Origin of the sequence: Paraburkholderia sediminicola (genome assembly GCF_046026895.1) — a bacterium.
GTDB lineage: Bacteria > Pseudomonadota > Gammaproteobacteria > Burkholderiales > Burkholderiaceae > Paraburkholderia > Paraburkholderia sediminicola_C.
Genome location: NZ_JAQQEU010000032.1, coordinates 37,406 through 61,790 on the forward strand (window position 1 = coordinate 37,406; position 24,385 = coordinate 61,790).

The 24,385-nt window shown below is 65.2% G+C and carries 21 protein-coding genes; 12 read left to right on the top strand and 9 right to left on the bottom strand.

Features of this window, described 5'->3' with window-relative positions:
• The first annotated feature begins 303 nt into the window (after positions 1-303).
• The 9 genes from PQR02_RS22060 to hutC (PQR02_RS22100) all read left to right on the top strand — a co-directional run bounded on the left by PQR02_RS22060 (position 304) and on the right by hutC (PQR02_RS22100) (position 8,830).
• Positions 304-987, top strand: a complete 684-nt coding sequence (locus PQR02_RS22060; RefSeq protein ID WP_408235777.1) for a hypothetical protein — start codon at positions 304-306, stop codon at positions 985-987.
• A gap of 192 nt (positions 988-1,179) precedes the next feature.
• Positions 1,180-2,022 carry an arylamine N-acetyltransferase family protein gene (locus PQR02_RS22065; protein ID WP_408235780.1) on the top strand — a complete coding sequence of 281 codons (843 nt, stop codon included), beginning with the start codon at positions 1,180-1,182 and terminating at the stop codon, positions 2,020-2,022.
• A gap of 24 nt (positions 2,023-2,046) precedes the next feature.
• Positions 2,047-2,727 (top strand): methyltransferase family protein, encoded by a 681-nt coding sequence (locus tag PQR02_RS22070; protein WP_408235783.1) that lies wholly within the window; start codon positions 2,047-2,049, stop codon positions 2,725-2,727.
• Positions 2,728-3,030: 303 nt separating this feature from the next.
• Positions 3,031-3,855, top strand: coding sequence for a transporter substrate-binding domain-containing protein (locus PQR02_RS22075; protein WP_408235897.1), 825 nt, complete (start codon positions 3,031-3,033; stop codon positions 3,853-3,855).
• 88 nt (positions 3,856-3,943) lie between these two features.
• On the top strand, positions 3,944-4,666 hold the full coding sequence (locus PQR02_RS22080; protein WP_408235786.1) for an ABC transporter permease: 723 nt from the start codon (positions 3,944-3,946) through the stop codon (positions 4,664-4,666).
• A gap of 14 nt (positions 4,667-4,680) precedes the next feature.
• Positions 4,681-5,415 carry an ABC transporter permease gene (locus PQR02_RS22085; protein ID WP_408235789.1) on the top strand — a complete coding sequence of 245 codons (735 nt, stop codon included), beginning with the start codon at positions 4,681-4,683 and terminating at the stop codon, positions 5,413-5,415.
• A 56-nt stretch (positions 5,416-5,471) separates the two neighbouring features.
• Positions 5,472-6,263: an ABC transporter ATP-binding protein gene (locus PQR02_RS22090; RefSeq protein ID WP_408235792.1), complete on the top strand. Its 792-nt coding sequence runs from the start codon at positions 5,472-5,474 to the stop codon at positions 6,261-6,263.
• Positions 6,264-6,301: 38 nt separating this feature from the next.
• Positions 6,302-7,951: an HAL/PAL/TAL family ammonia-lyase gene (locus PQR02_RS22095; protein ID WP_408235795.1), complete on the top strand. Its 1,650-nt coding sequence runs from the start codon at positions 6,302-6,304 to the stop codon at positions 7,949-7,951.
• 90 nt (positions 7,952-8,041) lie between these two features.
• Positions 8,042-8,830, top strand: coding sequence for a histidine utilization transcriptional repressor HutC (hutC, locus tag PQR02_RS22100; RefSeq protein WP_408235798.1), 789 nt, complete (start codon positions 8,042-8,044; stop codon positions 8,828-8,830).
• Positions 8,831-8,848: 18 nt separating this feature from the next.
• On the opposite strand, the gene hutC (PQR02_RS22105) is transcribed toward hutC (PQR02_RS22100), so the two are convergent.
• From hutC (PQR02_RS22105) to PQR02_RS22125, 5 genes are all read right to left on the bottom strand, one after another.
• Entirely contained in the window at positions 8,849-9,652 is an 804-nt protein-coding gene (gene hutC, locus PQR02_RS22105; RefSeq protein ID WP_408235801.1) for a histidine utilization transcriptional repressor HutC, read from the bottom strand.
• A gap of 50 nt (positions 9,653-9,702) precedes the next feature.
• Positions 9,703-10,572: an amino acid ABC transporter ATP-binding protein gene (locus PQR02_RS22110; RefSeq protein ID WP_408235804.1), complete on the bottom strand. Its 870-nt coding sequence runs from the start codon at positions 10,570-10,572 to the stop codon at positions 9,703-9,705.
• A 13-nt stretch (positions 10,573-10,585) separates the two neighbouring features.
• Positions 10,586-11,248 (bottom strand): amino acid ABC transporter permease, encoded by a 663-nt coding sequence (locus tag PQR02_RS22115; RefSeq protein WP_408235807.1) that lies wholly within the window; start codon positions 11,246-11,248, stop codon positions 10,586-10,588.
• Positions 11,249-11,266: 18 nt separating this feature from the next.
• Complete coding sequence (locus PQR02_RS22120; protein WP_408235810.1) at positions 11,267-11,917, bottom strand: amino acid ABC transporter permease; 651 nt, start codon at positions 11,915-11,917, stop codon at positions 11,267-11,269.
• 110 nt (positions 11,918-12,027) lie between these two features.
• Positions 12,028-12,855, bottom strand: coding sequence for a transporter substrate-binding domain-containing protein (locus PQR02_RS22125; protein ID WP_408235813.1), 828 nt, complete (start codon positions 12,853-12,855; stop codon positions 12,028-12,030).
• A gap of 334 nt (positions 12,856-13,189) precedes the next feature.
• Here PQR02_RS22125 and PQR02_RS22130 point away from each other — a divergent pair, with 334 nt between their 5' ends.
• Both PQR02_RS22130 and PQR02_RS22135 read left to right on the top strand, forming a co-directional pair.
• Positions 13,190-14,179, top strand: coding sequence for an isopenicillin N synthase family dioxygenase (locus tag PQR02_RS22130; protein WP_408235816.1), 990 nt, complete (start codon positions 13,190-13,192; stop codon positions 14,177-14,179).
• Entirely contained in the window at positions 14,176-15,612 is a 1,437-nt protein-coding gene (locus PQR02_RS22135; RefSeq protein WP_408235819.1) for an FAD-binding oxidoreductase, read from the top strand. The genes PQR02_RS22130 and PQR02_RS22135 overlap by 4 nt, the downstream gene beginning before the upstream one ends.
• A 51-nt stretch (positions 15,613-15,663) precedes the next feature.
• On the opposite strand, the gene PQR02_RS22140 is transcribed toward PQR02_RS22135, so the two are convergent.
• The 3 genes from PQR02_RS22140 to PQR02_RS22150 form a co-directional block, all read right to left on the bottom strand.
• Entirely contained in the window at positions 15,664-16,446 is a 783-nt protein-coding gene (locus PQR02_RS22140) for a substrate-binding domain-containing protein (protein WP_408235822.1), read from the bottom strand.
• 191 nt (positions 16,447-16,637) lie between these two features.
• Positions 16,638-20,057 carry an alpha/beta fold hydrolase gene (locus PQR02_RS22145; RefSeq protein ID WP_408235825.1) on the bottom strand — a complete coding sequence of 1,140 codons (3,420 nt, stop codon included), beginning with the start codon at positions 20,055-20,057 and terminating at the stop codon, positions 16,638-16,640.
• A 220-nt stretch (positions 20,058-20,277) separates the two neighbouring features.
• On the bottom strand, positions 20,278-21,069 hold the full coding sequence (locus PQR02_RS22150; protein WP_408235828.1) for a hypothetical protein: 792 nt from the start codon (positions 21,067-21,069) through the stop codon (positions 20,278-20,280).
• 393 nt (positions 21,070-21,462) lie between these two features.
• Between PQR02_RS22150 and PQR02_RS22155 the strand changes: the two genes are divergently transcribed.
• Positions 21,463-23,388, top strand: coding sequence for an ATP-binding response regulator (locus PQR02_RS22155; protein ID WP_408235831.1), 1,926 nt, complete (start codon positions 21,463-21,465; stop codon positions 23,386-23,388).
• Positions 23,389-23,557: 169 nt separating this feature from the next.
• Here PQR02_RS22155 and PQR02_RS22160 read toward each other — a convergent pair whose 3' ends face one another.
• Positions 23,558-24,295 (bottom strand): response regulator transcription factor, encoded by a 738-nt coding sequence (locus PQR02_RS22160; RefSeq protein WP_408235834.1) that lies wholly within the window; start codon positions 24,293-24,295, stop codon positions 23,558-23,560.
• Positions 24,296-24,385 lie beyond the last annotated feature (90 nt).

Sequence of the window (24,385 nt, forward strand, 5' to 3'; positions counted from 1 at the left end):
GCATCGCGGGCCAGCATGCCAGCCATCCCGCGATTTTTGCCGTAACAGCCCGCGACGCCGCGCAGCAGATAACGAGAATCGTACTCATCCGTATTACGGCCGTCAATTTAAATGAGAACGATTCTCATCAATATTACTGGCCTGTAATTTCAATCGTTACGTCCTGCCGCTAAATGGCATGTAGATGTAATTCGGACCGAATGAAAATGTAATCTGATCGTATGGCTGTGGTCATCGAACGCGCGCGAAAGCCCAGTGTCGAAGCGCACGATCAACCCGGAAAGCCAAAGTAAGGAGAAGGACATGAAGACCCGCAATCTTTTGATTTCGATGCTGGCGAGCGGCGGCTTGCTGTTTGGCGGTGTTGCAAACGCACAACTGAATCTGAAGCAGTTCGGACTGGGCGGTGGCGGTGATAGCTCGGCGGGCGCCTCGCCGGCGTCGGAAGGGGGCATGTCGCAGTTGCTGCAGACCTATGTCGGCGCGAACCAGCAGGTGCTCAGCGGCCAGTCGAGCCTCGCGTCGGCGATGGGCATGAGCAGTGCCGCCGGCCAGGCGCAACAGGCCGCGAGCCTGCTGGGCGGCGGAACGCCGTCGGTGAGTCAATTGACGCAGGTGGGCAGTACGCAGCAGTCGCTCTCCGACAAACTGACCCAAGCGTTCGCGAGCCATGCGAGCGGCAGCGCGTCGGCGACGCCGGTGAACAAGCAGGCGTTCACGGACGGCCTGTCGTCGCTTGGGAAGGGCGTAAGCCAGTATTCGAGCCTGCAGTCGGGGCTCGGTAGCATCGGTCAGATGAGTCCGTCCTCGCTGTTGCAGTCCGGGCTGAATCCGCAGACGGCGCAGAGCGCGTCGTATATCGCGCAATCGGCGCCGGGGCAGTTGCAGTCGCTGATGTCGACGCTCAATTCGGCGGTGCAGTTCGCGTCGAGCCACGGCATTACCGTGCCGTCGATCGCGACGTCGGCATTGAAGGGCGTCCAGTAGCGCATGGCCGATGTCTCAGGCGCCGCTCCGGCGGCGCTCCGGCCACGAAAAAGACTGCCGGACGTCGAGTGCGCCGCCTCGGACCCCCGTCAAAACCGGCTATGATCGTGTCCCGAAAGCCGCCTGGCCGCGCGCCGCATGCACACGCGCAGGCCCGTAGGCGGCCAGCTCAACCCTGCCGGGATTCCGCCGATGTCACACACCGTCAATCTGGATCACTACTTCGCCCGCATAGGCTACCAGGGCCCGCGCGCGGCAACGCTCGAAGTGCTTCAGGAAATCCACCGGTTGCACCCCGCGGCGATCCCGTTCGAGAACCTCGCGCCGCTCACGCGTCGTGCGGTCAAGCTGGATCTCGAATCGGTCGAGTCCAAGCTCGTCACCGGGCGGCGCGGCGGTTACTGCTTCGAGCAGAACGCGTTGCTCGCCAACGTGCTGATGCAATTGGGCTTCAGGATCACGCCGCTGCTCGGGCGCGTGCTGTGGGGTCGCGAGTCCGACGCGATACCGCCGCGCACGCACATGGTGCTGCGCGTCGACATCGGCGCCGACGCGTGGATCGCCGACGTCGGCTTCGGCAGCGTGACCCTGACCGCGCCGCTGCGTTTGATCACGGGCCTCGCGCAGCCGACCCCGCACGGCACGTTCCGTCTCGCCGACGCGGCGCGCGAGGCGCTCTATCTCGAAGTGCTGGCTCACGACGAAAGCTGGGCGCGGGTCTATCGCTTCGACTTGCAGTCGGTCGAATGGATCGGCTATGAAACGTCGAACTGGTACACGTCGACATCGCCCGATTCGATTTTCGCGAGCAACCTGATCGTATGCCGTGTGTTGCCAACAACGCGTCTCACGTTGTTCAACGATCAATTGAACGAGCGCACGGCGAAAGGCGAGATCGTCGACGAACGGCAACTCGCCAGCGCCGACGAACTCGCCGCGTGTCTGCGCGACCGCTTCGGTCTGGATGCCGGCGAGATCGGCATCGACATCGCGGCGCTATTCGAGCGCGTGCGTACCCCGGCGCAGAGCGCATAACGGATTCCATGGCGGACCACGAGCATGATCGCGCGCCTCATTTCGCAAACTGTGCTCTGGCTGGCCGGCATGGGCGTGCTGCTGTTCGGCGCGGCCGGCACGCTGGCTTGGCCGGCGGCGTGGTGGTATCTGATCGAGGTGGGCGTGTTGAGCATATGGATCGGCGTGTGGCTCGCGCGCCATGATCCCGCTCTGCTCGCCGAGCGTCTCGCGCTGCCCATACAGGCGGAGCAGAGCCGCTGGGACCGTCTGTTCATGCTGGGCGTCGCGCTGCTGTGGTCGGGCTGGCTGGTCGTGATGGGCTTCGACGCGATGCGCTTTCGCTGGTCCGCGCCGTTGCCGGTCGCGCTGGTCAGCCTCGGTGCGCTGTGCGTGTTCCTGTGCATCTTCATGTGCCGCTTCGTGTTCAAGGCCAACACCTATGCGGCGCCGGTCGTGAAGATTCAGACGAGCCGCGGCCACAAGGTGATCGACAGCGGCCCTTATGCGCATATCCGCCATCCGATGTATTGCGCCGCGTTGCTGATGTTCGTCGGCACGCCCTTGCTGCTCGGTTCATGGTGGGGCCTCGCCCTGGTGCCGGTGATGGTGTTCGGCATGGGCTGGCGCGCGGTGCGCGAAGAGCGGCTGCTGGCCGCGCAACTCGACGGTTATACGGAGTACATGGCGCGGGTGCGCTTTCGCTTCGTGCCGCTCATCTGGTAGAGCGCATTTCTTCTTTGCGCGAACCTGTCTAGACAAAATGCGCTGTGCGACATTCACGCGGCGACATCTTCCTTTGACTTCCGGTCATTAAGAACTCCCCGCAGAGCCTTATTCGACGGTGCCATCTAGGGGCTTACCCGAGGATTCGGCGGATTTGCGCTGAATCCTCTTGCTCCTGCTTTTTGACTCGTGCAAGCTTGTCTATACAAATCAGGCGGCAGTTAGAAGAGCCAGCTCGGCGGTTTCCTCAATCAAAGGAGTTTCGACGTGAAAGTGAAGCGCAGAACGGCAGCACACGCATTGATGGGAGCCGTTCTCGGCGCCGCGACGATTTTTGCGGCATCGGTGCAGGCTAAAGACTGGAAGACCGTGACGATCGCGCTGGAAGGCGGCTACGCACCGTGGAATCTGACCTTGCCGGGCGGCAAGCTGGGCGGCTTCGAACCCGAACTGGCCGCCAATCTGTGCGAGCGTGCCAAGCTGCAATGCAACCTCGTCGCCCAGGACTGGGACGGCATGATTCCCGGCCTGCAAGCCGGTAAGTTCGATGTCCTGATGGATGCGGTCTCGATCACGCCGGAGCGTGAAAAGATCATCGCGTTCTCGCGGCCCTACGCCGCGACGCCCGCCACCTTCGCGGTGGCCGATGTGAAGGTGTTGCCGAAGGCCGTGCCCACGGCCGGCATCGTCAAGCTGTCGGGCGACCCGAAGGCCGATATGCCTGCCATCGACTCACTCCGCAAGCAGCTCAAGGGCAAGACCATCGGCATCCAGTCGGGCACGGTCTACACCAAATTCATCAACGACGGCTTCAAGGACGTCGCCAGCATCCGCGTCTACAAGACCTCGCCCGAACGCGATCTGGATCTGGCGAACGGCCGCATCGACGCGTCGTTCGACGACGTGACCTACTACGCGGCCAACCTCGACAAGAAAGAAAACTCGTCGATCACGATGGCCGGTCCGAAGATCGGCGGCCCGATCTGGGGACCGGGCGAAGGACTCGCATTCCGCAAGCAGGACCCCGAGCTGAAAGCGAAGTTCGACGCCGCGATCGGCGCCGCGCTGGCCGACGGCACCGTCAAAAAGCTTTCCGAAAAGTGGTTCAAGACCGACGTGACGCCTTGATGCGCACGCCGCTCGGAAGATGCGGCACGCGCGGCGACATCGCGTGTGCCGGCTGGTTCGATCCGCGGTCATGAACGAGGAGTAGGGGATGGCTCTGATACAAATGCTCGGCTTCGGGCCGGAAGGCTGGGGCGGCGTGCTGCTGCTCGCGGCGTTGATGACGGTCGTGCTCACGCTGGCGGCGCTCGCGGTGGGCGCCGTGTTCGGCGCGCTGGTGACGGCGGCCAAGCTGTCGCGCTTTCGCACGTTGCGCGTGATCGGCGATATCTACACCACCGTGTTTCGCGGCGTGCCTGAGCTGCTCGTGATCTATCTGTTCTATTTCGGCGGCTCGACGCTCGTGACCACCGTCGGCCAGTGGTTCGGCGCGGAAGGTTTCGTCGGCGTGCCGCCGTTCGTAATCGGCGCGCTCGCGGTCGGCATGATTTCGGGCTCTTATCAGGCCGAGGTGTATCGCGCGGCGGTGCTGGCGGTGTCGCGCGGCGAACTCGAAGCCGCGCGCTCGATCGGCATGCCCACGCTGACGATGGCGCGCCGCATTCTGATTCCGCAAGTCCTGCGCTTCGCGCTGCCCGGCATCGGCAACGTCTGGCAGCTGAGCCTGAAGGATTCGGCGCTGATCTCCGTCACGGGGCTCGCGGAACTGCTGCGCACGAGCCAGGTGGCGGCGGGCTCCACGCATCAGTACTTCACGTTCTTCGTGGTGGGCGGCGGGCTGTATCTGCTGATGACCAGCATCTCGAACCGGGTCTTCAACCGCGCCGAGGCGCGCGTGGGCCGGTCCTTCAAGCGCAACTTCGCGCGCAACTGACGGGAGCGGGCACCATGCATTTCGATTTCGACTTTCTGTTCGATACGCTCAAGCAACTGATCGCAGCCGTGCCGACCACGCTCGGGCTGTTCTTCTCGTCGCTGGTGCTCGGCGGTCTGCTCTCGCTCGTGATCGTCACGATGCGCATGTCGCCGCGCTGGCTGCCGAACCGCTTCGCACGCGCTTATATCCTCGTGTTTCGCGGCTCGCCGCTGCTGATCCAGATGTTCCTCGTCTATTACGGGATGGGCCAGTTCGGCGTGATTCGCGAGAGCTTCCTGTGGCCGGTGCTGCGCGAGCCGTACCTGTGCGCGGTGCTGTCGCTTGCGCTATGCACGGCGGGATATACCGCCGAAATCATTCGCGGCGGCCTGATGGCCGTGCCGGTCGGCCAGATCGAGGCGGGTTATTCGATCGGCCTGTCGGGATTCGCGCTGCTGCGCCGCGTGATCGGTCCGATCGCATTGCGCCAGTGTCTGCCCGCGTATTCGACGGAAGCGGTGCTGCTCGTCAAGTCGACCGCGCTCGCCAGCCTCGTCACAGTGTGGGAGGTGACCGGCGTCGCGCAGCAGATCATCCAGCAGACCTATCGCACGACTGAAGTATTCGTCTGCGCGGCGCTGATCTATCTGTTCCTGAACTTCGTGATCGTGCGCGCGCTCGGCCTGCTCGAAACGCGTCTGTCGCGCCATTTGGGTCCGGTCGCCATTCAGACCGCGCCGACCCGCCCGGTCTCCGCCACCACCTAAGCACGCCGCGCCGCGTCCTGAACGACCGGCCCTTCCGGATGAACCTGGAGAACTCCATGAACGCTACGGCACCCGTCGCACTGTCGGTCAAGAACATTCATAAATCGTTCGGCGATCATCACGTGCTCAAAGGCATTTCGCTCGATGCCCACGAGGGCGATGTGATCTCGATTCTCGGCGCGAGCGGCTCGGGCAAGAGCACGTTCCTGCGCTGCCTGAACCTGCTCGAAACGCCCGATGACGGCTCGGTCGCGCTCGCCGGCGAAGAGCTGAAGATGAAGCGCCGCGCGGACGGCAAGCTGCACCCGAGCGACCGCCGCCAGGTGGACCGCGTGCGCTCGCAACTCGGCATGGTGTTCCAGAACTTCAACCTCTGGTCGCATATGACGGTACTGGAAAATCTGATCGAAGGGCCGATGCGTGTGCAAAAGCGCAGCCGCGCCGAGTCGGTCGAAGAGGCCGAGGCGCTGCTCGCCAAAGTCGGCCTCGCGGAAAAACGCGGCCACTATCCGGCGCATCTGTCGGGCGGTCAGCAACAGCGTGTGGCGATTGCGCGCGCGTTGGCGATGCATCCGAAGGTCATGCTGTTCGACGAGCCGACCTCGGCGCTCGATCCCGAACTGGTGGGCGAAGTGCTGCGTGTGATGCGCTCGCTTGCCGAAGAGGGCCGCACGATGCTGGTGGTCACGCACGAGATGGGTTTCGCGCGTCATGTGTCGAACCGCGTGCTGTTCCTGTATCAGGGGCAGGTGGATGCGGACGGGACGCCCGACGAAGTGTTCGTCGATTGCAAGTCGGCGCGCTTCCGGCAGTTCGTGTCGAGTCATCAGGATCGCAGCACGCATTGATCAGTATCACCAGGTAATCGACCAGGTAAAACACCGTTATGACCGTGATCCGTTCCGAACGTCCTCTTGACTGGACTCAAATAGCAGCAGTCGCGGCTGGCGAGCCACTCGAACTTTGCAGCGGCACCCGCGCGCGTATCGCGGCGGCGCGTGAACTCGTCGAGCAGATCGTCGCGCGCGGGATTCGCGCGTATGGCGTGAATACCGGCGTGGGCGCGTTGTGCGACGTGATCGTGTCGCCGGGCGAACAGCGCACGCTGTCGCGCAACATCCTGATGAGCCACGCGGTCGGCGTCGGCGCTCCGCTCGGCGTCGCCGAGACGCGCGCGATCATGGCCGCGGCCGTCAATAATTTCGCGCATGGACATTCGGGCATCCGGCTCGAAGTCGCCGGGCAACTGGTTGCGCTGCTCAATGCCGATTGTCTGCCGGAGGTGCCCGCGTTCGGTTCGGTCGGTTATCTGAGCCATATGGCGCATATCGCGCTCGTTTGCATCGGCGAGGGGCATGTGCGTTATCGCGGCGAGCGCCTCAAGGGGCGCGACGCGTTGCGGATGCTGGGGCTCGAACCGCTGGTGCTCGAAGCCAAGGAAGGGCTGAGCCTGGTCAACGGCACGCCGTGCGTCACCGGCCTCGCGGCGTTGGCGATGGCGCGCGCCGCGCGACTGCTCGACTGGACCGACATGATCGCGGCGATGAGCTTCGAGAACTTGCGCGGCCAGCTCGCGGCGTTCGACGAAGACTCGCTCGCGTTGCGGATTTCCGCCGGCCTCAATCTGGTCGGCGAGCGGTTGCGCACGACACTCGCCGACAGCGGCATTCTCGCGGCGGTGATCGGCCAGCGCACCCAGGACCCGCTGAGCATGCGGACCATTCCACACGTGCACGGCGCCGCGCGCGATGTGCTGGCCGCGACCGCCGACGTGGTCAATCGCGAACTCGCGTCGATCACCGACAACCCGATCGTCGCCGGCACGCCGCAGGAGCCGCGCGTCTATTCGCAGGCGCATGCGGTGGGCGCGTCGATCGCGCTGGCGATGGACAGCCTGGCCACGGCGATCGCGCAGGTCGCGGCGATGGCGGAGCGGCGCCTCGACCGCCTCGTCAATCCGCTGGTCAGCGGCTTGCCGGCGTTTCTCGCGGAGCCGGGCGGCACCTGTTCGGGCTTCATGATCGCGCAGTACACGGCGGCTTCGCTCGTCGCGCAGAACCGGCGCCTCGCCATGCCGGCGAGTCTCGACGGCGGCATCACGTCGGGCTTGCAGGAGGATCACCTGTGCCACGCCACGCCTGCCGCGCTCAAGGCGCTGGAAATCATCGACAACGCCGGGCGTATCGTCGCGATCGAACTGCTGGCGGCCACGCAAGCCTACGACCTGCAAAGCAGCGACGCGCCGCGCGCGCCGCATACCGAAGCGCTCCGGCAACGCGTGCGGCGCGCCGTGCCGACCTATCGCGACGACCGGCCGCTCGCGGACGACATGAGCGTCGCGTTCCGGATGATCGCCGACGAAGCGCCGCCGCCTCTACCGAACCCGGGTAACATTGGGCCGCGAGCGGTGACCACCGTCGACGGTGCGCAGCAGCCGGCACGCGCCACGGTGACGAGTCCGACCGCCGCCGGCAGCATCCGGGCTGCCGCGAGCGCCGCAGTCGACAACGGGCTGGCCGCCGCGCACATGGCATGATGGAGACAATGCCGGTAAGCGGGCGTATCCGCCGGCGAACCGGCCACGGTGCACACCTTGTACCAGCCGCGTACTACCCACGAGGTCGGAGTGAACACAATTACAAATGCGCAAACAGCGCAAGCAGAGCAAAGCGCGCAACCCGCGCAGCCGCATGGCCAACCCCATCGCCATCGCGAGATGCCGCTCAAGGCATTGCCCGCGTATGAGCAGATCAAGCGTTACGTGATCAGGCGCATCAGCGAGGGCGACTGGAAGCCGGGCGGGCTGATCCCATCCGAAATGGAACTGGTCAAGGAGTTCGGCGTCGCGCGCATGACGGTTTCGCGCGCGCTACGCGAACTCACGGCCGAACGCGTGCTGACGCGCGTACAAGGCTCGGGCACGTTCGTCGCGCCGCAGCGCTATGAATCGACGGTGCTGGAAATCCGCAATATCGCCGACGAAATCGCCGACCGAGGTCATCGGCATTCGGCGAGCGTGCTGACCCTCGAACCGAGCGACGACCCGCTCGCGCTCGAAGCGCTCGGCCTGGCGAGCGGCCCGGCATTTCACTCGTGCATCGTGCACAGCGAAGAAGGCGAGCCGATCCAGTACGAGGACCGCTACGTCAATCCGAAAGTGTTTCCCGACTACCTGCAACAGGACTTCACGGTCGAGACGCCGAATCACTATATGGTGCGGCTCGCGCCGATCCAGCGCGCGGAGTTTCGCATCTACGCGCAAAAGCCCGACGCGTACGTGCGCCGGCATCTGATGATGGATATCGGCGAGCCGTGTCTGCAACTGTGGCGTCGCACATGGGTCGGCGACGATGTGGCGACGTCGGTGCGCTTATGGCATCCGGCGTCACGCTTTCATCTGGCGGGGAACGTTTAGCCCACGCGTTGGGGTGCATCACCCCTGGCGCTGCCACATATCCGGTGAGAAGCGGCAACCCAGCCGATAGCGCGAGCCCGGATGCACGAAGCGCGCGAACGTCACCGCCACGCCGTTCGTCCACGTGCGGCGCATCAGCGTGAGGCAGGGCTCCTCGGCGCGGATTTGCAGCAGCTCGGCTTCGACGCGCGTCGGCAGCGCCGCGTCGACGACATGCTCGACATCGTGCGCGGGCACGATCTCGAGCAGATACTCGGATGGCCTGACCGCCGAGAAATCCTGCGACAGGAAGTCCGGCGCCACCGCCGGATTCACGTAGCGGTCTTCGAGCTGCACCGGCAGGCCGTTCTCCCGGTGCACGCAGATCACATGAAACACCGACGCGCCGGGCGCGAGCCCCAGCGCGTTCGACACCATCACCGACGCCGTCTCGCGTTGCGACAGCACCGTGTCGCAACGATATTCGTGGCCACGCGAGCGAATCTCGTCGCCGATATGCGCGATCATCAGCAGCGTCGATTGCGGCTTGCTGCGCGCGACGAAAGTACCGACGCCGGAGACGCGCGTGACGAGCCCCGCGTCCGCGAGTTCGCGCAGCGCGCGATTGACCGTCATGCGCGACACGCCGAGCGTCGCGACGAGATCCAGTTCAGACGGCAGACGGTCGCCCGCCTGGCGCGCGCCCGATTCGATGATCTGGCGGATGTGCTGCTTGACCTGTTCGTAGCGCGCGGCGGGCACGTCGTCGGCGCTGCGCGCGCTCTTCATCGCCGCGTCGGAAGACGGCTTGCCGTGAGCCTTGCTGCGAACCGGAGAGGTCATGGGCGGCGCTCGCTACCGTTCGCGCGAGGAGGACGGAAACCGGTGCGCGTTCATAGCGGCGGCGCGTCGCCGGCGTCGCGCGTCCAGAACGCGTTGCGGTCGAAGTAGTTTTGCAGGAACTGCCGCAAGCGCGGTTGAGTGGCGTCGTGAAAGACCTCGCGTGGATCGCCCCGCACGGCGATGCGGCCTTGATCGATGAACATCACCTTGTCGGCCACCTGCGCGGCGAAGCCCATTTCGTGCGTGACCACGGCCATCGTCATGCCGTCGCGCGCGAGCTGCTTCATCACCTGCAGCACTTCGCCGACCAGTTCCGGATCGAGCGCCGAGGTCGGCTCGTCGAACAGCATGATGTGCGGCTCCATCGCCAGCGCTCGCGCAATCGCCACACGTTGCTGCTGGCCGCCCGACAGTTTGGCCGGATGCGCATCGCCCTTGTGCGCGAGGCCGACCGTTTCGAGCATCGCGTTGGCGCGGCGGCGCGCTTCGTCGCGCGACATGTGCCGCACGCGCAGCAGCGCTTCCATCACATTGCCTAGCGCGCTCATGTGGGGCCACAGGTTGAACTGCTGGAACACCATGCCGACATTGCGGCGCACGCGATTGATCTGCGCCTGCGACGCGCGCACCCGTTTGCCGTTGCGCTCGCTATAGCCGAGCAGCTCGCCTTCGATGCGCACGTCGCCCTGATCGTAGGTTTCGAGCGCGGCGAGGCAGCGCAGCAGCGTGCTCTTCCCCGAGCCCGACGGGCCGATGATGCACACCACCTCGGAGCGCGCGATCTGCAGATCGACGCCGCGCAGCACTTCGATTTCGCCGAAGCGCTTGCGCAGATCGCGCACTTCGATCAGCGGCGCGGCTGGCGGCTTGGCGATGCCAGTGGTGGACGCGGAGGAGGGCATGTCGGCGATGGCATTCATAAAGGCTCCGGATTCATGCGATGAAGCGTGCGATGCGGGTCTCGGCCCACATGCCCGCGCGCGAGGTCAGTTCGACCAGCGCGAGATAGCACACGCACAGCACCAGCAGCGTTTCGACAAAAGCGAAGGTGGCCGAGCCGATGCCGGTCAGCACGAAAGTCAGCTCAGGCACGGTGACGATGGACAGCACCGCGGTCTCCTTGCTCAGCACGATGATCAGATTGGTCAGCGCGGGCACGATCAGTACCAGCATTTGCGGCACCTGGATGCGCAGCACGGCTTGCCAGCGCGTGAGCCCGAGACACGACGCCGCTTCGAGATGTCCCGGCGGCACCGACTGAAAGCCGGAGCGGAATGCTTCGGCGAAATAGGCGCTTCCGTATAGGCCCAGACCGAGCACGCCGGCCGTCATCGGTTCGAGGGTGAGGCCGACGGACGGGCCGCCGTAGTACAGCAGAAACAGTTGCACGAGAAACGGCGTGCCGCGAAACAGTTCGATATAGACGCGCAGCAGGCCCCGGACCCAACGCCCGCAAAAGAGTTGCAGCACGGCGATCAGAAAGCCGATCACGAGGCCGATCGCGACGCCCGCGGCCCAGGTGCCGAGCGTCGTCGCGAGGCCGGCGGCGATCGGCTGCAGGTTGTGCGTGATGACGGAGGGGTCGAGCGTCTGCATGGCGTGGGCTCAAGTGGGTCAGGCGTGCTGAAAACGATATTCGGCGGCATGCGCGACGAGCGCGAGCGCACCGCAGATCACGAAGTAGATCAGCCCCGCCGCGAGATACGCTTCGAGCGGCCGGTACGTGCTGGCGGCGAGGTTCTGCGCGGTGCGCGTCAGCTCGGCCACGCCGACCACCGAGATCAACGACGAAGCCTTGATGAGCAGCACCATTTCGTTGACGAGCGACGGCAGCGTCAAGCGGAAAGCTTGCGGCACCAGAATGCGCCGCAACATGTCGAACGGTGACAGGCCGAGCATGCGCGCGGCTTCGAGATGACCCGGCGGAATGCTGAGAAAGCCGCCGCGCAGAATCTCGGCGATATACGACGCGGAGCACAGCGACACCGCGCTGATCGCCGCCACCACCGGCGACACGTTGATGCCCGCGAACGGCAGCAGGTAGTACACCAGCAGCAGCTGCACCAGCAGCGGCACGCCGCGAAAGAAGAACACATAAGCGCCGCCGATCATGCGCGCCGCGCACTTGGGCGAGAGCCGCGCCGCGCACACGCCGATCGCGACGAAGAAGCCGATCACGAGCCCCGTCAGCGAAATGCCGATGGTGGCGAGCGCCGCGTGCAGCAACAGCGGCAAACCCTGGACGAAGACAGTCGTGCTGAACATAAGCGGCGCACTCGCTGGAACGGATGACGGCGATGCGGCTCGCGGCGGAGCGCATCGCACGCGTCAAGACACCTGCATCGACAACTCAGTTTGATCGCTGCGTGCAGCGATCAATAGTTCGGCGCGGGCATCGTGGTCGGCGCGTCCATTGCGACGCCGAACCATTTTTTCTGCAACGTGGCGAGCCGCCCGTCGTTGTGCATCTTGACGAGCGCGGCGTTGAACGCGTCGGCGAGCGGCTTGCTGTCGGCGTCCTTGCGCAGCGCATACGCGAAGTACACCTTCGCGCCGAACGGCGGCTGCACCACCGCGAACGTCTCCGGACGTTGCTTGGCCACATACGCGATATTGGTCATCGAGTTCGCGACGGCGGCGATGCGGCCGGCGGCGAGATCGGCGTAAGCCTGATTGTTGTCGACGTACTCGCGGATTTCAGGCGGCTTCGGCAAGGTGGCGACATAGGTCTTCAGCTGGTCGAGCTGCGCCGAGCCCTTGCCCGCGCCGACCGTCTTGCCCGCGATGTCCGACGATTGCTTGACCGACGCGTCGTTCGCGCGTTTGAGCAGCGCGTCGGTGGCGTCCGCGACCGGCAACGTGTACGTGTAGCGGTCCATGCGTGCCTTCGTGACCGTCAGCGGGCCGCCCACCATGTCGAACTTGCCCGCTTCGAGACCCGGCAGCACGCTCGGCCACGGCAGGTCGATGAAGCGCACCTTCACGCCCATTTCCTTGCCGACCTCGGCGAACAGGTCCTTGTTGAAGCCCGCCTGCTGACCGTTTTCGAGGAAGTCGAACGGCGCGAACTGCATCTCGGTGCCGACCACCAGTTCGCCGGCTTTCTTCACTTTGGCGAGCTGGTCGTCCGCGTGAGCGGCGACGCTTGCCGCGCACAACGTCAGCATGACCAGACGACACTTCCAGCCTGCAAGGATGCTCATGGGGATTCTCCGGTTGGCAAAGCGGTGCCGTGCGAAAGCGATGCGTTCGGCGCGTTCGGCGCGGTTCATGCGGGGCAGTATATACCGCGTTTTTCGCGTGAAACAAATAAACGTGTGGCTAGAGAAAAGCCCTTATATGAAGGGCTGAAAAGCAACTTGCGGGTGTGCTTTTGGCGGTATATACAACGGCAATGCGCGCGGTGCGTGAAGGATTGCAGGCGGTCTTGCGCATGATGCTGCCACCACGGCGCACGCGCCGCTTTCGTCAGTCGATTGTGGTCAGTCGTCGTCATTCGATTCAACCGCCCTTCAGGGCCCTTCAGGGAGCAACGCCATGCCCGTGACCCGCATTCCGATCATCGACTTCGCCGGCGTGCGCGCGGGAGACCCGCAGGCGCTGCGCCGCGTGGCACAGGAAATTCGCGAAGCGTGCACGACGATCGGCTTCTTCTACATCGTCAATCATGGCGTGCCGCAAGCGTCGATCGATGCCGCCGCCGATGCGGCGCGCAGGTTCTTCGCGTTCCCGGTGGAGACCAAGCGACGCGTGGCGGTCAATCAGCGGCATCGCGGTTTCAACGCGCTCGGCGACGCAACCATGTACCAGGCGAAGCGGCCCGACTACAAGGAGTTTTTCAGCATCGGCCTCCAATTGCCCGAAGACGATCCGGACGTGCTCGCGGGCCAGGCGCTGCGCGGGCCCAACAACTGGCCGGACTTCATGCCGGAACTGCGCCCCGCGCTGTATGGCTACTATGACGCGGTCGCGGCGTGCGGCGCGGATCTGCTGCGCGCGGTGGCGGTGAGCCTCGGTGTCGACGAGCGTTTCTTCGCGCCGCGCTACACCAAGCGGATGCAACGCACGCAGATGGTCTACTATCCGCCGCAGCCGCCCCAATCGGACGAAGATCAGTTCGGCATCGCACCGCATACCGACTACGGATGCATCACGTTGCTGTGGCAGGATCAGGTGGGCGGATTGCAGGTGCGCGAGATCGCCAACAACACGTGGGTGGATGCGCCGCCCGTCGAGGGCAGCTTCGTCGTGAATGTCGGCGATCTGCTCGCCCGCTGGACCAATGACCGGTTTCGCTCCACGCTGCATCGCGTGGTCAATGCGTCGGGACGCGAGCGCTATTCGATCGCGACGTTCTATGATCCGACTTACGGCGCGATGGTCGATCCGCGCGAACTCGGCACGAGCGAGGCCGACCTCAAATATCAGCCGGTCGCCGCGGGCGACTATATCCTCGGGCGCATCAACGATTCGATGGGCTATCGGAAGAAACATGCGGCTCAAGGCACGCAAGGGACCACTGCATGACAGATCAAGCCAGGGCAAGCCGCGGTACAGCAGTCGAAACAAACGCCGCCGCGCCGCTCGCGTCGACACTTGACGCATTGCGCGCCGCGCTCGGCGGCGATTCGGTGCGCACCGGCGAACAGATCGGCGAACGCGCGATGACCGACTGGACGCGTCACGACCCGACGCGTCCCGCTGCGCTGCTGTTGCCGCGCACCACGGAAGAAGTCTCGCGCGCGCTGGCGATCTGCCACGCGGCGCATCAGCCGGTGGTGCCGCAAGGCGGCATGACCGGACTCGCGGGCGGCGCGATCGCGCGGGCCACGGACATCGCGTTATCGCTCGAGCGTTTGAGCGGCGTCGAAGAAGTCGATACCGCGTCGGCGACGTTGACCGTGCGCGCCGGCACCACATTGCAAGCCGCGCAGGAAGCCGCCGCCGAAGCCGGCTTCGAACTCGCGCTCGATCTCGGCGCGCGCGGTTCGTGCCAGATCGGCGGCAATCTCGCGACCAACGCGGGCGGCAACCGCGTGATCCAGTCAGGCACCGCGCGCGATCAGGTGCTCGGCCTCGAAGTGGTGCTCGCCAATGGCGACGTGCTGAGCTCGCTCGGCAAGATGGTCAAGAACAACACCGGCTATGACCTCAAGCACTGGTTCATCGGTTCCGAGGGCACGCTCGGCGTGATCACGCGCGCGGTGCTGCGGCTCTATCCGCAGCGCGCGGCGCGTCACACGGCGCTCGTGGCGCTCGACGGGTACGACGCCGCGGTGAACCTGCTGCGCCGTCTATCGAAGCGCTTTGGCAACGACATCGGCGCGTTCGAGATCATGTGGCCGGACTTCTACGACTTCGGCGTGAAGCTGACCGGCGCGCGTTCGCCGTTCGCCGCCGCGCATCCGCTGGTTGCGCTGATCGAGCACGCGAGCTTCGATGCGGGCGATGACGGCGAACGGTTCGCCGCTGCGCTGACCGAAGCGCTCGAGGCGGGCGCGATTCGCGATGCGGTGATCGCGCAATCGGTGGCCGATGCGCGCGCGTTGTGGGCGATTCGCGAATGCACCGCGGAGTTTCCGGTACGGCTCGATGCGATCAACTTCGACGTGAGCTTGCCGATCGGCGAGATCGGCGCGTTCGTCGACCGCTGCCGCGCGGCGCTCGATCGGCGCTGGCCGGGCAACGCGTCGTATTTCTTCGGGCATATCGGGGATTCGAATCTGCACGTGACCGTCGACGGCCATTCGATCGCCGGTGTCGATCATCATGCGGTCTACGCGTTCGTCTACGAGATGCTCAGGCCGTTGCACGGCTCGGTGTCGGCGGAACACGGGATCGGCTTGCTCAAGCGCGAGTTTCTGCCGATCTCGCGTTCGCCGGCGGAGCTAGCGGCGATGGCCGCGATCAAGCACGCGCTGGACCCGCACGGCATTCTGAATCCGGGCAAGCTGTTCTGAGCGCCGGCGCAAGGCGCGTAATGGGTGACCCGAGGCGCGCCGAGCGAATCTTCAATGCGTCGCAACGGAATCAAGCCCGGTGGATTTAACCGCCGCTTGCGCATCGGGCGACGCAAGGTAGTCGAGCAGCGCCTTCGCCTCTTTCGGATGCTGCGCGCCGACAGGAATGCCCGCGGCGTATCGCGTGACCGATTGCACCGATTCGGGAATCTTGCCGACGAACGTCGCGCCTTGCACCGGCAGCAACTCGCTGACCTGCTGGAAGCCGACCTCGTAATCGCCATTTGCGACCACGGACGCGACCGGAATCTTCGGCACCATCTTCGCCTTGGCCTTTACCTGATCCTCGATGCCGAGCCGTTTGAACAGCTCGCGTTCGATATAGACGCCGCTCGCGCTATCCGAGTAAGCAATGGATTTCGCATGGAGCAGGGTTTCCTTCAGTGCATCGACTGAGCTGATATCGGGCTTGGGCGCGCCGTCGCGCACGGCCATGCCGATGCGCGAATCCGCGAGTTCGACGCGAGAGCCCGGAACGACCTTGCCTTGTTTGATCAGGTCGTCGAGCGCGTAGCCGACCATGATGACCACGTCGGCGGGTTCGCCGCGTTCGAGCCGATGAGGAATGGCTTCGGGCGCGTTGCCCATCGACGGGCCGAGGATGGTGTCGAGCGTGTTGCCCGTCGACGCGGTGAACTTCGGGCCGAGCAGTTTATACGCGGCGGTGAAGCCACCTGAACTCATCACGTGAAGCTCGGCCGCCTGCACGTTCGCGGCGGCGACGGCGCTGCCCAGCAGCCCTGCGGTCAGCATGGAGAGAAAGAAGGATTTCATCGGAATAAGCGTGATCCTGCGAAGTGGGTAAAAGCGCAATGAAAGGCGGGCGCGTCGGCAACGAAGCGCGTGGCGCCGCCGCTACGCAGGGTGAACCATACCGCAGCGCGGGCAAGAGGAGAACCCGCCGCGTCGCGGCGAAGCCTGGTCGCGCGGGCGGCGGCCGGGTGTGGATCGAAGCAGGGCGCTGGTCAATGCGCGTTCAGATACCGCGCGATCACCGGATAAACATCGACCGACGCGTCCTTGCCGAAAATGCAGTCGATGTGCCCATAGCCCGGAATCAGATGCCGTTCGTAGGGCTGTTCGGGGAATTGCTTGACGAGCATGTCGAAAGTCAGTTCGGTGCTTTTCGGCAGATAGGTTTCATTTCTATCGCCGTGGATGAAGCCGATCGGCAGGCGCATGCCCGCCAGGCCCTTCATGCCGTCCGTGCCGGTCAGATAAACATCCCTGCCCGCGGCATCGACGACCCGGCCCGCGCGCACCATCGCGGCGAGGTGCTTGAAGACCTCGACATCGTGTACGCCGAGCAATTCCTGCAGATTCGCGTGCAGCGTCTCGTTCAGCTTTTCATGCTCATAGAGCAGGCCGTACAGAAAGGTCGCGCGATGGCAGATCGGGTTGCCGCACTCCTCGTCGTCATCGATCGGATAGAGGCGCAGCGCTTCGTCGAGCAGGTTCTGCGGCCACGCGTCGTCCTGCGTATACGCAGTCAGATCGCGCACGTTGAGATGCTGCATGATGTCGGGGATGTGCAGGCCGGCCTTGATCTTTTGCAGCGTGCCCGGCACCGGATGCGTCGACACTTGCGAGATGACCGCCGAACGCACGCCTTCGAGTCCGGACAGCAACGACATGCTCAACGCGAGCCCGCCGAGGCAGTGACCCACCGCCTGTATCTCCTGCGCGCCGGTCAGCTCGCGGATCCTGGCGACGGCGGCGGGGATGTCCTCACGAGCGACCTTGTCGACGTTGGTCGGCACCAACACGCTCGGCATTTCGATACTGACGCGCAGATCGACGAGCCACACGTCGTAGCCGGCCGCGCAGAGATATTCGACCATGTTGGTCGCGATCAGGTCGGTGGAAAAGATGCGGCTAGACACGCCCGAGCCATGAATCAGCAGCACGGGGCGCGTCGCGTTGCGGGCGGGGTCGACGTAGCGCGTGAGCCGCAGCGTGGTTCCATCAGGCGTATCGAAGAAAACGACTTGCGGCACCGGCGCGCGCAGCGCCCGCTTCAGACGCGGCGCCGGCTTCGGCCCGAGGAACTGCAACGGAGAGGCCACGCCGCCGTATTCGTCGAACAGCACGCCCGCGAAGAACTTGCCGAACTTCAGCGTCCATTCGAGGCGCGTCTTCAGATCGGGTGCATGGGTGACTTCGAGCGTGCGTTGCTGCTTGAGGAAGTTTTCGGGCGTGATGATCAGCGTCGCCTTGCCGATCACCGGCGCGTCCGCCTGTTGCGACTCGCGAAGCTCGGCGTAGAGCGTATTGGTCTGCTCCCACAGATTGACCGGCGACGTGCGCGTGATGATCTTCTGGCCGCTCAGATAATACGTCTTGCCTTCGACGGCATTGAGCGTCATCCGGTAGTTCATGTCGCGCTCGTCGACGTCCGATGCGTCGACGACGAACAGATTGAACGTGCCTTCGGTGATCGTCATCGGTTGCGCGGACAGAGCGGGGCAGGTCAGCGTGCCGGCGGTGCGGGCGAGATGCTGCGGATTGCCGATCATATCGGCGAGATCATCGGATTCGACGGTCAGCGTGAACTCGATCGGGCTCGCGGCGGCGTCGCCAGCATGGCCCGGAACGACCGGCATGTAACTGCCGACCATCATCTCCGTGAAGCGCAAGCCGATCTGTTGCGCGGGCGGTGGCGCCGCGGCGCCCTTGGACGCATAGTCGATCGCCCAGCCATGCGAGGCCGCGAGCAGCGCGCAATTGCGCTCGGCCAGCGCGGAAATGGTCAATAGCGGATTGACGCCGAGCGACATCGGCATCACCGCGCCGTCCATTACATACAGGCCCTCGTGCACCGCGTTGCCCGCCGCGCCGCTGAACACGCGGCCCATCTGATCGACCACGCCTTGTCCGGCATCCTCGCCCATGCCGCAGCCACCGAGCGGATGCACGGTGACGGTCCGGTTGCCGAGAATATCGGTGGATATCGGATTGCGCAGGTATTTGCCGCCGAGCGGCACGGTCGCCTGTTTGAGCGCGTCTTCGACCGTTTGAAAGATCGGCTGCTTGCCCGCGTTTTCCCACGCGATGCGCGCGCGGCCTTTGTCGTCGACGCTGATCCGGCCGCTTTCGTCGTCGTGCGCCATCACCAGGTAGCTTTGCGTATGGTTGAGCGCGCCATGATACGGACCGCGCAGCAAACTCTCGATCACGCGCGCGTCATAGGCGAGCCGGTCATGCAGCGAGCGCGGGCCGCCCACGTCCTCGCCTGCGAGCGGCGCGGCACCGCCGAGCATGCCGACCAGCGCCGCGCCGACCGGCCCGGCGAGCGAGCCTTCTTCAATCACGTAGCCGTCCGTCACGTTAGCGGTGCCGCGATTGTCGATGAGTCCGGTGATGGTCGGGCCGACCGGCGCAATTTCGCCTGCCTCGTGCGAGCCCCAGCCGACGCCGTTGATCGTGTCGTCGGTGTTGTAGGCGAACGCGAGCACGTCGCCATTGCCGGTGAAATGCTGGCCGAGCATGTCCGACGTGCTCAGCCCTTCCTTGCGCGAGCGCAGCAGCAAGGCGGTCGAACCGATCGTGCCGGCCGACACGATGACGATATCCGCGCTCACGAACAGGTCTGGCGCGTCATAGCTTTCGCGCCCGAGCTGCACTAGCTGGAAGCTCACCTTCCATTGCTGCGCGCCGGGCTCGCGCGTCACCGAATGCACCGCGGCCCCCGTGAAAATCTGCGCGCCGTGCGCGAGCGCATCGGGCAGATAATTCATGTGGGTCGAATTCTTCGCGTCGTAGTTGCAACCCGAGTTGCAATCCCCGCAACCGACGCAGGCCTTCTGCTCGACGCCCGCGGCGTTCGCGCGCGGCTCGAAGGTGACGGTGATCGGCGGGCGGCTGAAGCGGTCGGCCATGCCGAGCGCCTGCGCGGATTTTTCGAGCGCCTGCAATTTCGGCAGCGGCGGAAAGTCGGCGGGCACGCTCGACGGTTGCAGCATCGCGCGCGCCAGCGCATAGCCGTGATCGCGGCCCGCCTTGTCCGCGCGCAACGCGGCCGGCCAGCGTGGGTCGTCCCACAGGCGCGGGTCGGCTTCGAGCGCGACATTCGCGTTGATCAGCGAGGTGCCGCCCAGGCCGCAGCCGACCACCGCGTTCACGTCCTCGTTCACGTGCACTTCGATCAGCGCGAGCGGCGAGCCGATGTGCGCGGCGGCGGTGTTGTACTGGATCTGCGTGGCGCCCTGAAATGGCGTGCGCGGAAATTCGCCGGCCATGAATTCACGCCCGCGTTCGAGCACGCACACGCTGCGCCCGGCGCGCGCCATGCGGCTCGCGGCGATCGCACCGCCGTAGCCCGAGCCCACCACGACCACCTCGTAATGACCTTGCAGCGCCGTCGGGGCGCTCGATAAGCGGTTCATCAGGACCACCTCGTCTGGAATCGAATGCGGGGAACGGAGGCCGGACTTCCGAAAGAAGACGGTGCGCGACGGCGGCTTTTTTATCGTAGGCGGTGCGCGGTCACAAAAAAAGCGCGCCGTGGATGGCGCGCGAAGTCCTCGCGGCCTCTGCGGCAGTCGCACGGCGTGTCGCCGAGCCGCGCGTCGAGCCGCGCAGGCGAGGCAGGTTCATCAGGTTCTTTTAGGCCGCTGCTTCATTCATTTCGCTATCGCTCGATTCGGCGGCGAGCAGGTTCAGCGCGAGCAGAATGGCCGCGCGATTGTCGATGTCGATCGCGATGCCGAGCCCATCCGTGAGCCAGCGGCCGATCTTGGTATCGGAAAAATCCTCGGCGCCGCCCGTCTTTTTCATGGTGACGCCGAGCTTCACCGCGCGATAGTGATAGGAGGGCACCCGATGCTGAGCCGCGACCGCCGACAGCCCGCCTTTGCCTTCCGAGCACCAGCCAAGGCTGCCGGCCAGCACGATGCGCTCAGGTTCGTCGAGGCTTTCGATGAACGCGCGCGCCGCGAGCCGCACGCGCTGTTCGTCGAGCCCGTATTGCAGCAGCACGCTTTCCACCGGGTCTTCCAGCGCGTGCGCATGCAGATCGATTTCCTGCGCCATGCCTTCGTTTTCCATCGACACGTTGCGTTGATGGCCGGCGCTGCGCAGACAGTCGATCAGATAGCGGCGGAAATACGCGCACACCGCGTAGCCGTTGGACGGCGCGCTCTCGGCGCAGGCGTGGGTTTCCGTGTGGCCCGGCGCGAGGCGCAGCACTTTCGCGAAGATGAACTGGGCGACCAGTTCTTCCTTGTCCTCGCCGAGCGCCTGCAATTCGACCGGGTGATAGGTGCGCAGCGCCCGCTTCACCAGTTCGACCATCGACACCATTTCGTCGGCCGACAAACGGGTGCGCCGGCGCCATAGATCCGGCAGGATCGCATCGTCGAGATTGCGGACGAACTCGTAGCTCGGAACTGCGCCCATGAAAACCTCCGTCAGGGGGTAAGGCAAGGAGCGCGGTGAGCCTCGGCTGCGGGCCGGTACATCGACGATGAAACTTGAAGCCGCGCTGGAACTTGAACCCAGTATGGTTGGCGGCGGCGCCCGCGCCTATATGGATTAAGTGCTAGCTGATGGGTAAACTGCCGGGTAAACCTTCTGACGAGAGAGCGCTTATTCGTCTGATGAGTGGGCATCGGCGGCACCGGACCGCCGCCCCGCGCGGGTTGCTTCGCCGTTGCATAATCACCCCGCGCCGGATGCGGTCCCGCCGCGCACCACGCGCGGTTCGACCCGCCCGGGTCGCCGGACGCGCCCGCTGCGCCGGGCTTACGCGCCCCTCACCGAAATTGCCGTGCCCGACAAGGAGACCGCGCGATGCGGGCCGACCCGATCCAGCGTGCCATCGACGAAGATCTGGTGCGCGTACTGTACGCGCAAGATCCGATCGCTTTCTTTTCGCACTGGTTTTCGATCGCGGTGCTGGTGGCGATCTATTGGCCGAGAATCCCGTCGCCGCCGCTCTTTATCGCGTGCTTCAGTTTCTATGCGGCGGCCAATTGCGGCAGCCTCGCGCTGTGGATCTTCAATCGCCGCTATCCGCATCTCGTCTCGCCGCGCGACTGGATTTATCTGCACGCGTTGCGCGGCGTGCTGCTGTACAGCGGGCCGGGTTTCGCGGTGTGGTTCGCGTTCCAGAGCCCGCAAACCGATTTGCCGCTGCTGCATACCGTCATGCTCGTCACGTTGGCGGCCGGCGTGTTCATGTCGAACGGTTTCGATCTCCTGAACTTTTCCACTGCGATTCCATTCCTGCTGTTTCCGTCGATCGTGCTGCATTTCGGCTCGCACACGTTCGACCGCACGATCCTCGCGATCGTCCTCGCGTTCTTCTGCTGCGCGATCAACGTGTATGCGATGAGCTATCGCAAGCTGTTCCGTCAGGTCGTGCAGGCGCGGGTCGATCAGCAGTACCTGGCGCAATCGCTGGCGGCGCAGAAGGATGTCGCGGAAGAAGCGAGTCTCGCGAAGACGCGCTTTTTCGCGGCCGCCAGCCACGATCTGCGGCAGCCGCTGCACGCGATCGGCTTGCTCGCGGCCTCGCTCAACGACGCGGCGGCGACGCCCGTGCAGCACGCTAAAACCGCCGAACACATCGTCTACAACGTCGAGGCCCTGAATCAGCTGTTCAACCAGGTGCTCGATCTGGCGCGGCTCGAAAGCGGCGTGACCCAGGTGATCCGACTGCATTTCCGGCTCTCCGAACTGTTCGAGCGGGTCGGCAGTCAGTACCGCCCGCAGGCCGCTGCCAAGGGACTCGCGCTGCGGATCGCGCCGACCACGATGGTCGTCTACGACGATCCGGTGCTGCTCGAACGCGTGCTGAGCAACCTGCTGTCGAACGCGGTGCGCTACACCGAAGAAGGCGCGATCTGGCTGGGCTTTCGCCGCGCGGGACGGGCGACGGGCGGCTATATCGAAGTGCGCGATTCGGGCATCGGCATTGCCGCCGAAGAGCATGCGCGCATTTTCGAAGAGTTCTATCAGGTCGCCAATCCGCAACGCGATGCGCGTCAGGGCCACGGCCTGGGTCTGCCGACCGTGAAGCGGCTGGTCGGCATGCTCGGCGGCGAACTGCAATTGCGCTCCGCGCCGGGCCGCGGGTCGGCGTTTCGCTTCCCGGTGCAGGCGGGCGACGCCCGGGGGATCGTCGCGAGCCTGAACGAAGCGGTGGCGGGCGGACCGTCGGCGCAGGGGCGGCGCGTGCTCTGCATCGACGACGAACCGTCGATTCTCGAAGGACTATCGAGTCTCCTGGGGCGCTGGGGTTGCAGCGTGCTCGGCGCGCGCGACGAGGCCGAGGCGCTCGCGGCGCTCGAAAACGGCTTCGTGCCGGATGCGGTGCTGTGCGACTACCAGCTGGCGAATCACCGGACCGGCGCGCAGGCGCTGACTGCCGTGCGCGGCGTGCTCGCGCGCGCGGGGCACGACAACGTGGTGACCTTGCTGATTACCGGCGACATGGCGTCGGCGGAGTTGGCGGCGCTTGCCTTGCAGGGCATTCCAGTGCTGCACAAGCCGGTGACGCCCGCGCGCCTGCGGCGCACGCTGGAAATGCTGTGGCAGCAGGCGGAGCTGGATAAGGGACGGGCGGTGGGAACGCTGGCGTTGCGTGAGGCCGTAACGGGCGATGAGGCGCGCAGTGGCGCGACGCCGCGCGCGCCAGGGGACGCGGCGAGCGGGGCGCCGCGTGTGGCGGGGAGCGGCTCGCAGGCGCAGTCGCGGAGCGAATCGCACGAGTGAAGTTGGCGGGCGGCAGCATTGGGTGTCGTCGCCGACTGTTGCCATGTTTTGCTGCAAAGGGCGCAAGGCCACGAGGCCGGCAAGCGCTGCCAAGGCAGCGAGCGCCGCAAGAGGGACAAAGAATCCAGCGAGAGGACGACGGCACGACGCCCAACAGCCAGCAAGAACCCTACAAAGTCTTCCCGGCCTCCAGCCACCCATTGATCACCGCGATCGCCGTCGACCGGTTGTGCACGCCGAGCGCACGAAAGATCACCGACAGATGCACCTTCACCGTGCCCTCCGCGACGCCGAGTTCGCGCGCGATCATCTTGTTGGTCCAGCCGCGATGCACGAGCCGCATGATGTCCTGCTGACGCGGCGACAGATTTTCCAGCAGATGCTGCTGATGCGGCTGCAGCGACGGCACCTGCGTAATGGGTTCGGTGAGGGATTCGGTGGGCGCGCCGGCGCATCCGCCCGCAGCCGCATCGCCACGGCCGGGCGCCACCCGCGTGTCGCGCGAGCCCAGCAGGCTCAACGCTTCCATCGGCACATAAGCACCGCCCGACAACACCAGTTCGATCGCCTTCAGCATCACGCTGGCGGGCTGCCGCTTCGGCACGAAGCCGAGCGCGCCGGCGGCCAGCACCGCGCGCATTTCGTCCGGCGATTCCTCGGCGGACAGCACGACCACCGGCAGCGCGGGGTTCGCCTTCAACAGCGCTTCGAGCGAAGAGGCGCCGCTCATGCCAGGCATATGCAGATCGACGATCGCAAGATCGTGGTCGGCGTCGGGCCGCGCGGCGGTGGCGAGGGTTTCCCAGCTATCGGCTTCGTCGAACTGTGCGTCGGGATCGAAACCGCGCAGCATGCCCTTGACGCCTTGCCGGATCAGTTCATGGTCGTCGGCCACAAGAAACTTCATGATGTCTCCGCGAGTCGGGCCTGCCCGTTGTGGACTACCGCCGTTGTAGGGTCTCGTTGTACTTCTATCCTCGTGAACCGCATCATGGCC

Excerpts from the sequence above, each read along its gene's own strand:
- PQR02_RS22110 (WP_408235804.1), bottom strand. The coding sequence starts at position 10,572 with ATGAATGCCATCGCCGACATGCCCTCCTCCGCGTCCACCACTGGCATC.
- PQR02_RS22080 (WP_408235786.1), top strand. The coding sequence starts at position 3,944 with ATGGCTCTGATACAAATGCTCGGCTTCGGGCCGGAAGGCTGGGGCGGC.
- PQR02_RS22135 (WP_408235819.1), top strand. The coding sequence starts at position 14,176 with ATGACAGATCAAGCCAGGGCAAGCCGCGGTACAGCAGTCGAAACAAAC.
- PQR02_RS22125 (WP_408235813.1), bottom strand. The coding sequence starts at position 12,855 with ATGAGCATCCTTGCAGGCTGGAAGTGTCGTCTGGTCATGCTGACGTTG.
- PQR02_RS22085 (WP_408235789.1), top strand. The coding sequence starts at position 4,681 with ATGCATTTCGATTTCGACTTTCTGTTCGATACGCTCAAGCAACTGATC.
- PQR02_RS22155 (WP_408235831.1), top strand. The coding sequence starts at position 21,463 with ATGCGGGCCGACCCGATCCAGCGTGCCATCGACGAAGATCTGGTGCGC.
- PQR02_RS22115 (WP_408235807.1), bottom strand. The coding sequence starts at position 11,248 with ATGCAGACGCTCGACCCCTCCGTCATCACGCACAACCTGCAGCCGATC.
- PQR02_RS22075 (WP_408235897.1), top strand. The coding sequence starts at position 3,031 with ATGGGAGCCGTTCTCGGCGCCGCGACGATTTTTGCGGCATCGGTGCAG.
- PQR02_RS22145 (WP_408235825.1), bottom strand. The coding sequence starts at position 20,057 with ATGAACCGCTTATCGAGCGCCCCGACGGCGCTGCAAGGTCATTACGAG.
- PQR02_RS22065 (WP_408235780.1), top strand. The coding sequence starts at position 1,180 with ATGTCACACACCGTCAATCTGGATCACTACTTCGCCCGCATAGGCTAC.
- PQR02_RS22130 (WP_408235816.1), top strand. The coding sequence starts at position 13,190 with ATGCCCGTGACCCGCATTCCGATCATCGACTTCGCCGGCGTGCGCGCG.
- PQR02_RS22070 (WP_408235783.1), top strand. The coding sequence starts at position 2,047 with ATGATCGCGCGCCTCATTTCGCAAACTGTGCTCTGGCTGGCCGGCATG.
- PQR02_RS22150 (WP_408235828.1), bottom strand. The coding sequence starts at position 21,069 with ATGGGCGCAGTTCCGAGCTACGAGTTCGTCCGCAATCTCGACGATGCG.
- hutC (WP_408235801.1), bottom strand. The coding sequence starts at position 9,652 with ATGACCTCTCCGGTTCGCAGCAAGGCTCACGGCAAGCCGTCTTCCGAC.
- PQR02_RS22160 (WP_408235834.1), bottom strand. The coding sequence starts at position 24,295 with ATGAAGTTTCTTGTGGCCGACGACCATGAACTGATCCGGCAAGGCGTC.
- PQR02_RS22095 (WP_408235795.1), top strand. The coding sequence starts at position 6,302 with ATGACCGTGATCCGTTCCGAACGTCCTCTTGACTGGACTCAAATAGCA.
- PQR02_RS22140 (WP_408235822.1), bottom strand. The coding sequence starts at position 16,446 with ATGAAATCCTTCTTTCTCTCCATGCTGACCGCAGGGCTGCTGGGCAGC.
- PQR02_RS22120 (WP_408235810.1), bottom strand. The coding sequence starts at position 11,917 with ATGTTCAGCACGACTGTCTTCGTCCAGGGTTTGCCGCTGTTGCTGCAC.
- PQR02_RS22060 (WP_408235777.1), top strand. The coding sequence starts at position 304 with ATGAAGACCCGCAATCTTTTGATTTCGATGCTGGCGAGCGGCGGCTTG.
- PQR02_RS22090 (WP_408235792.1), top strand. The coding sequence starts at position 5,472 with ATGAACGCTACGGCACCCGTCGCACTGTCGGTCAAGAACATTCATAAA.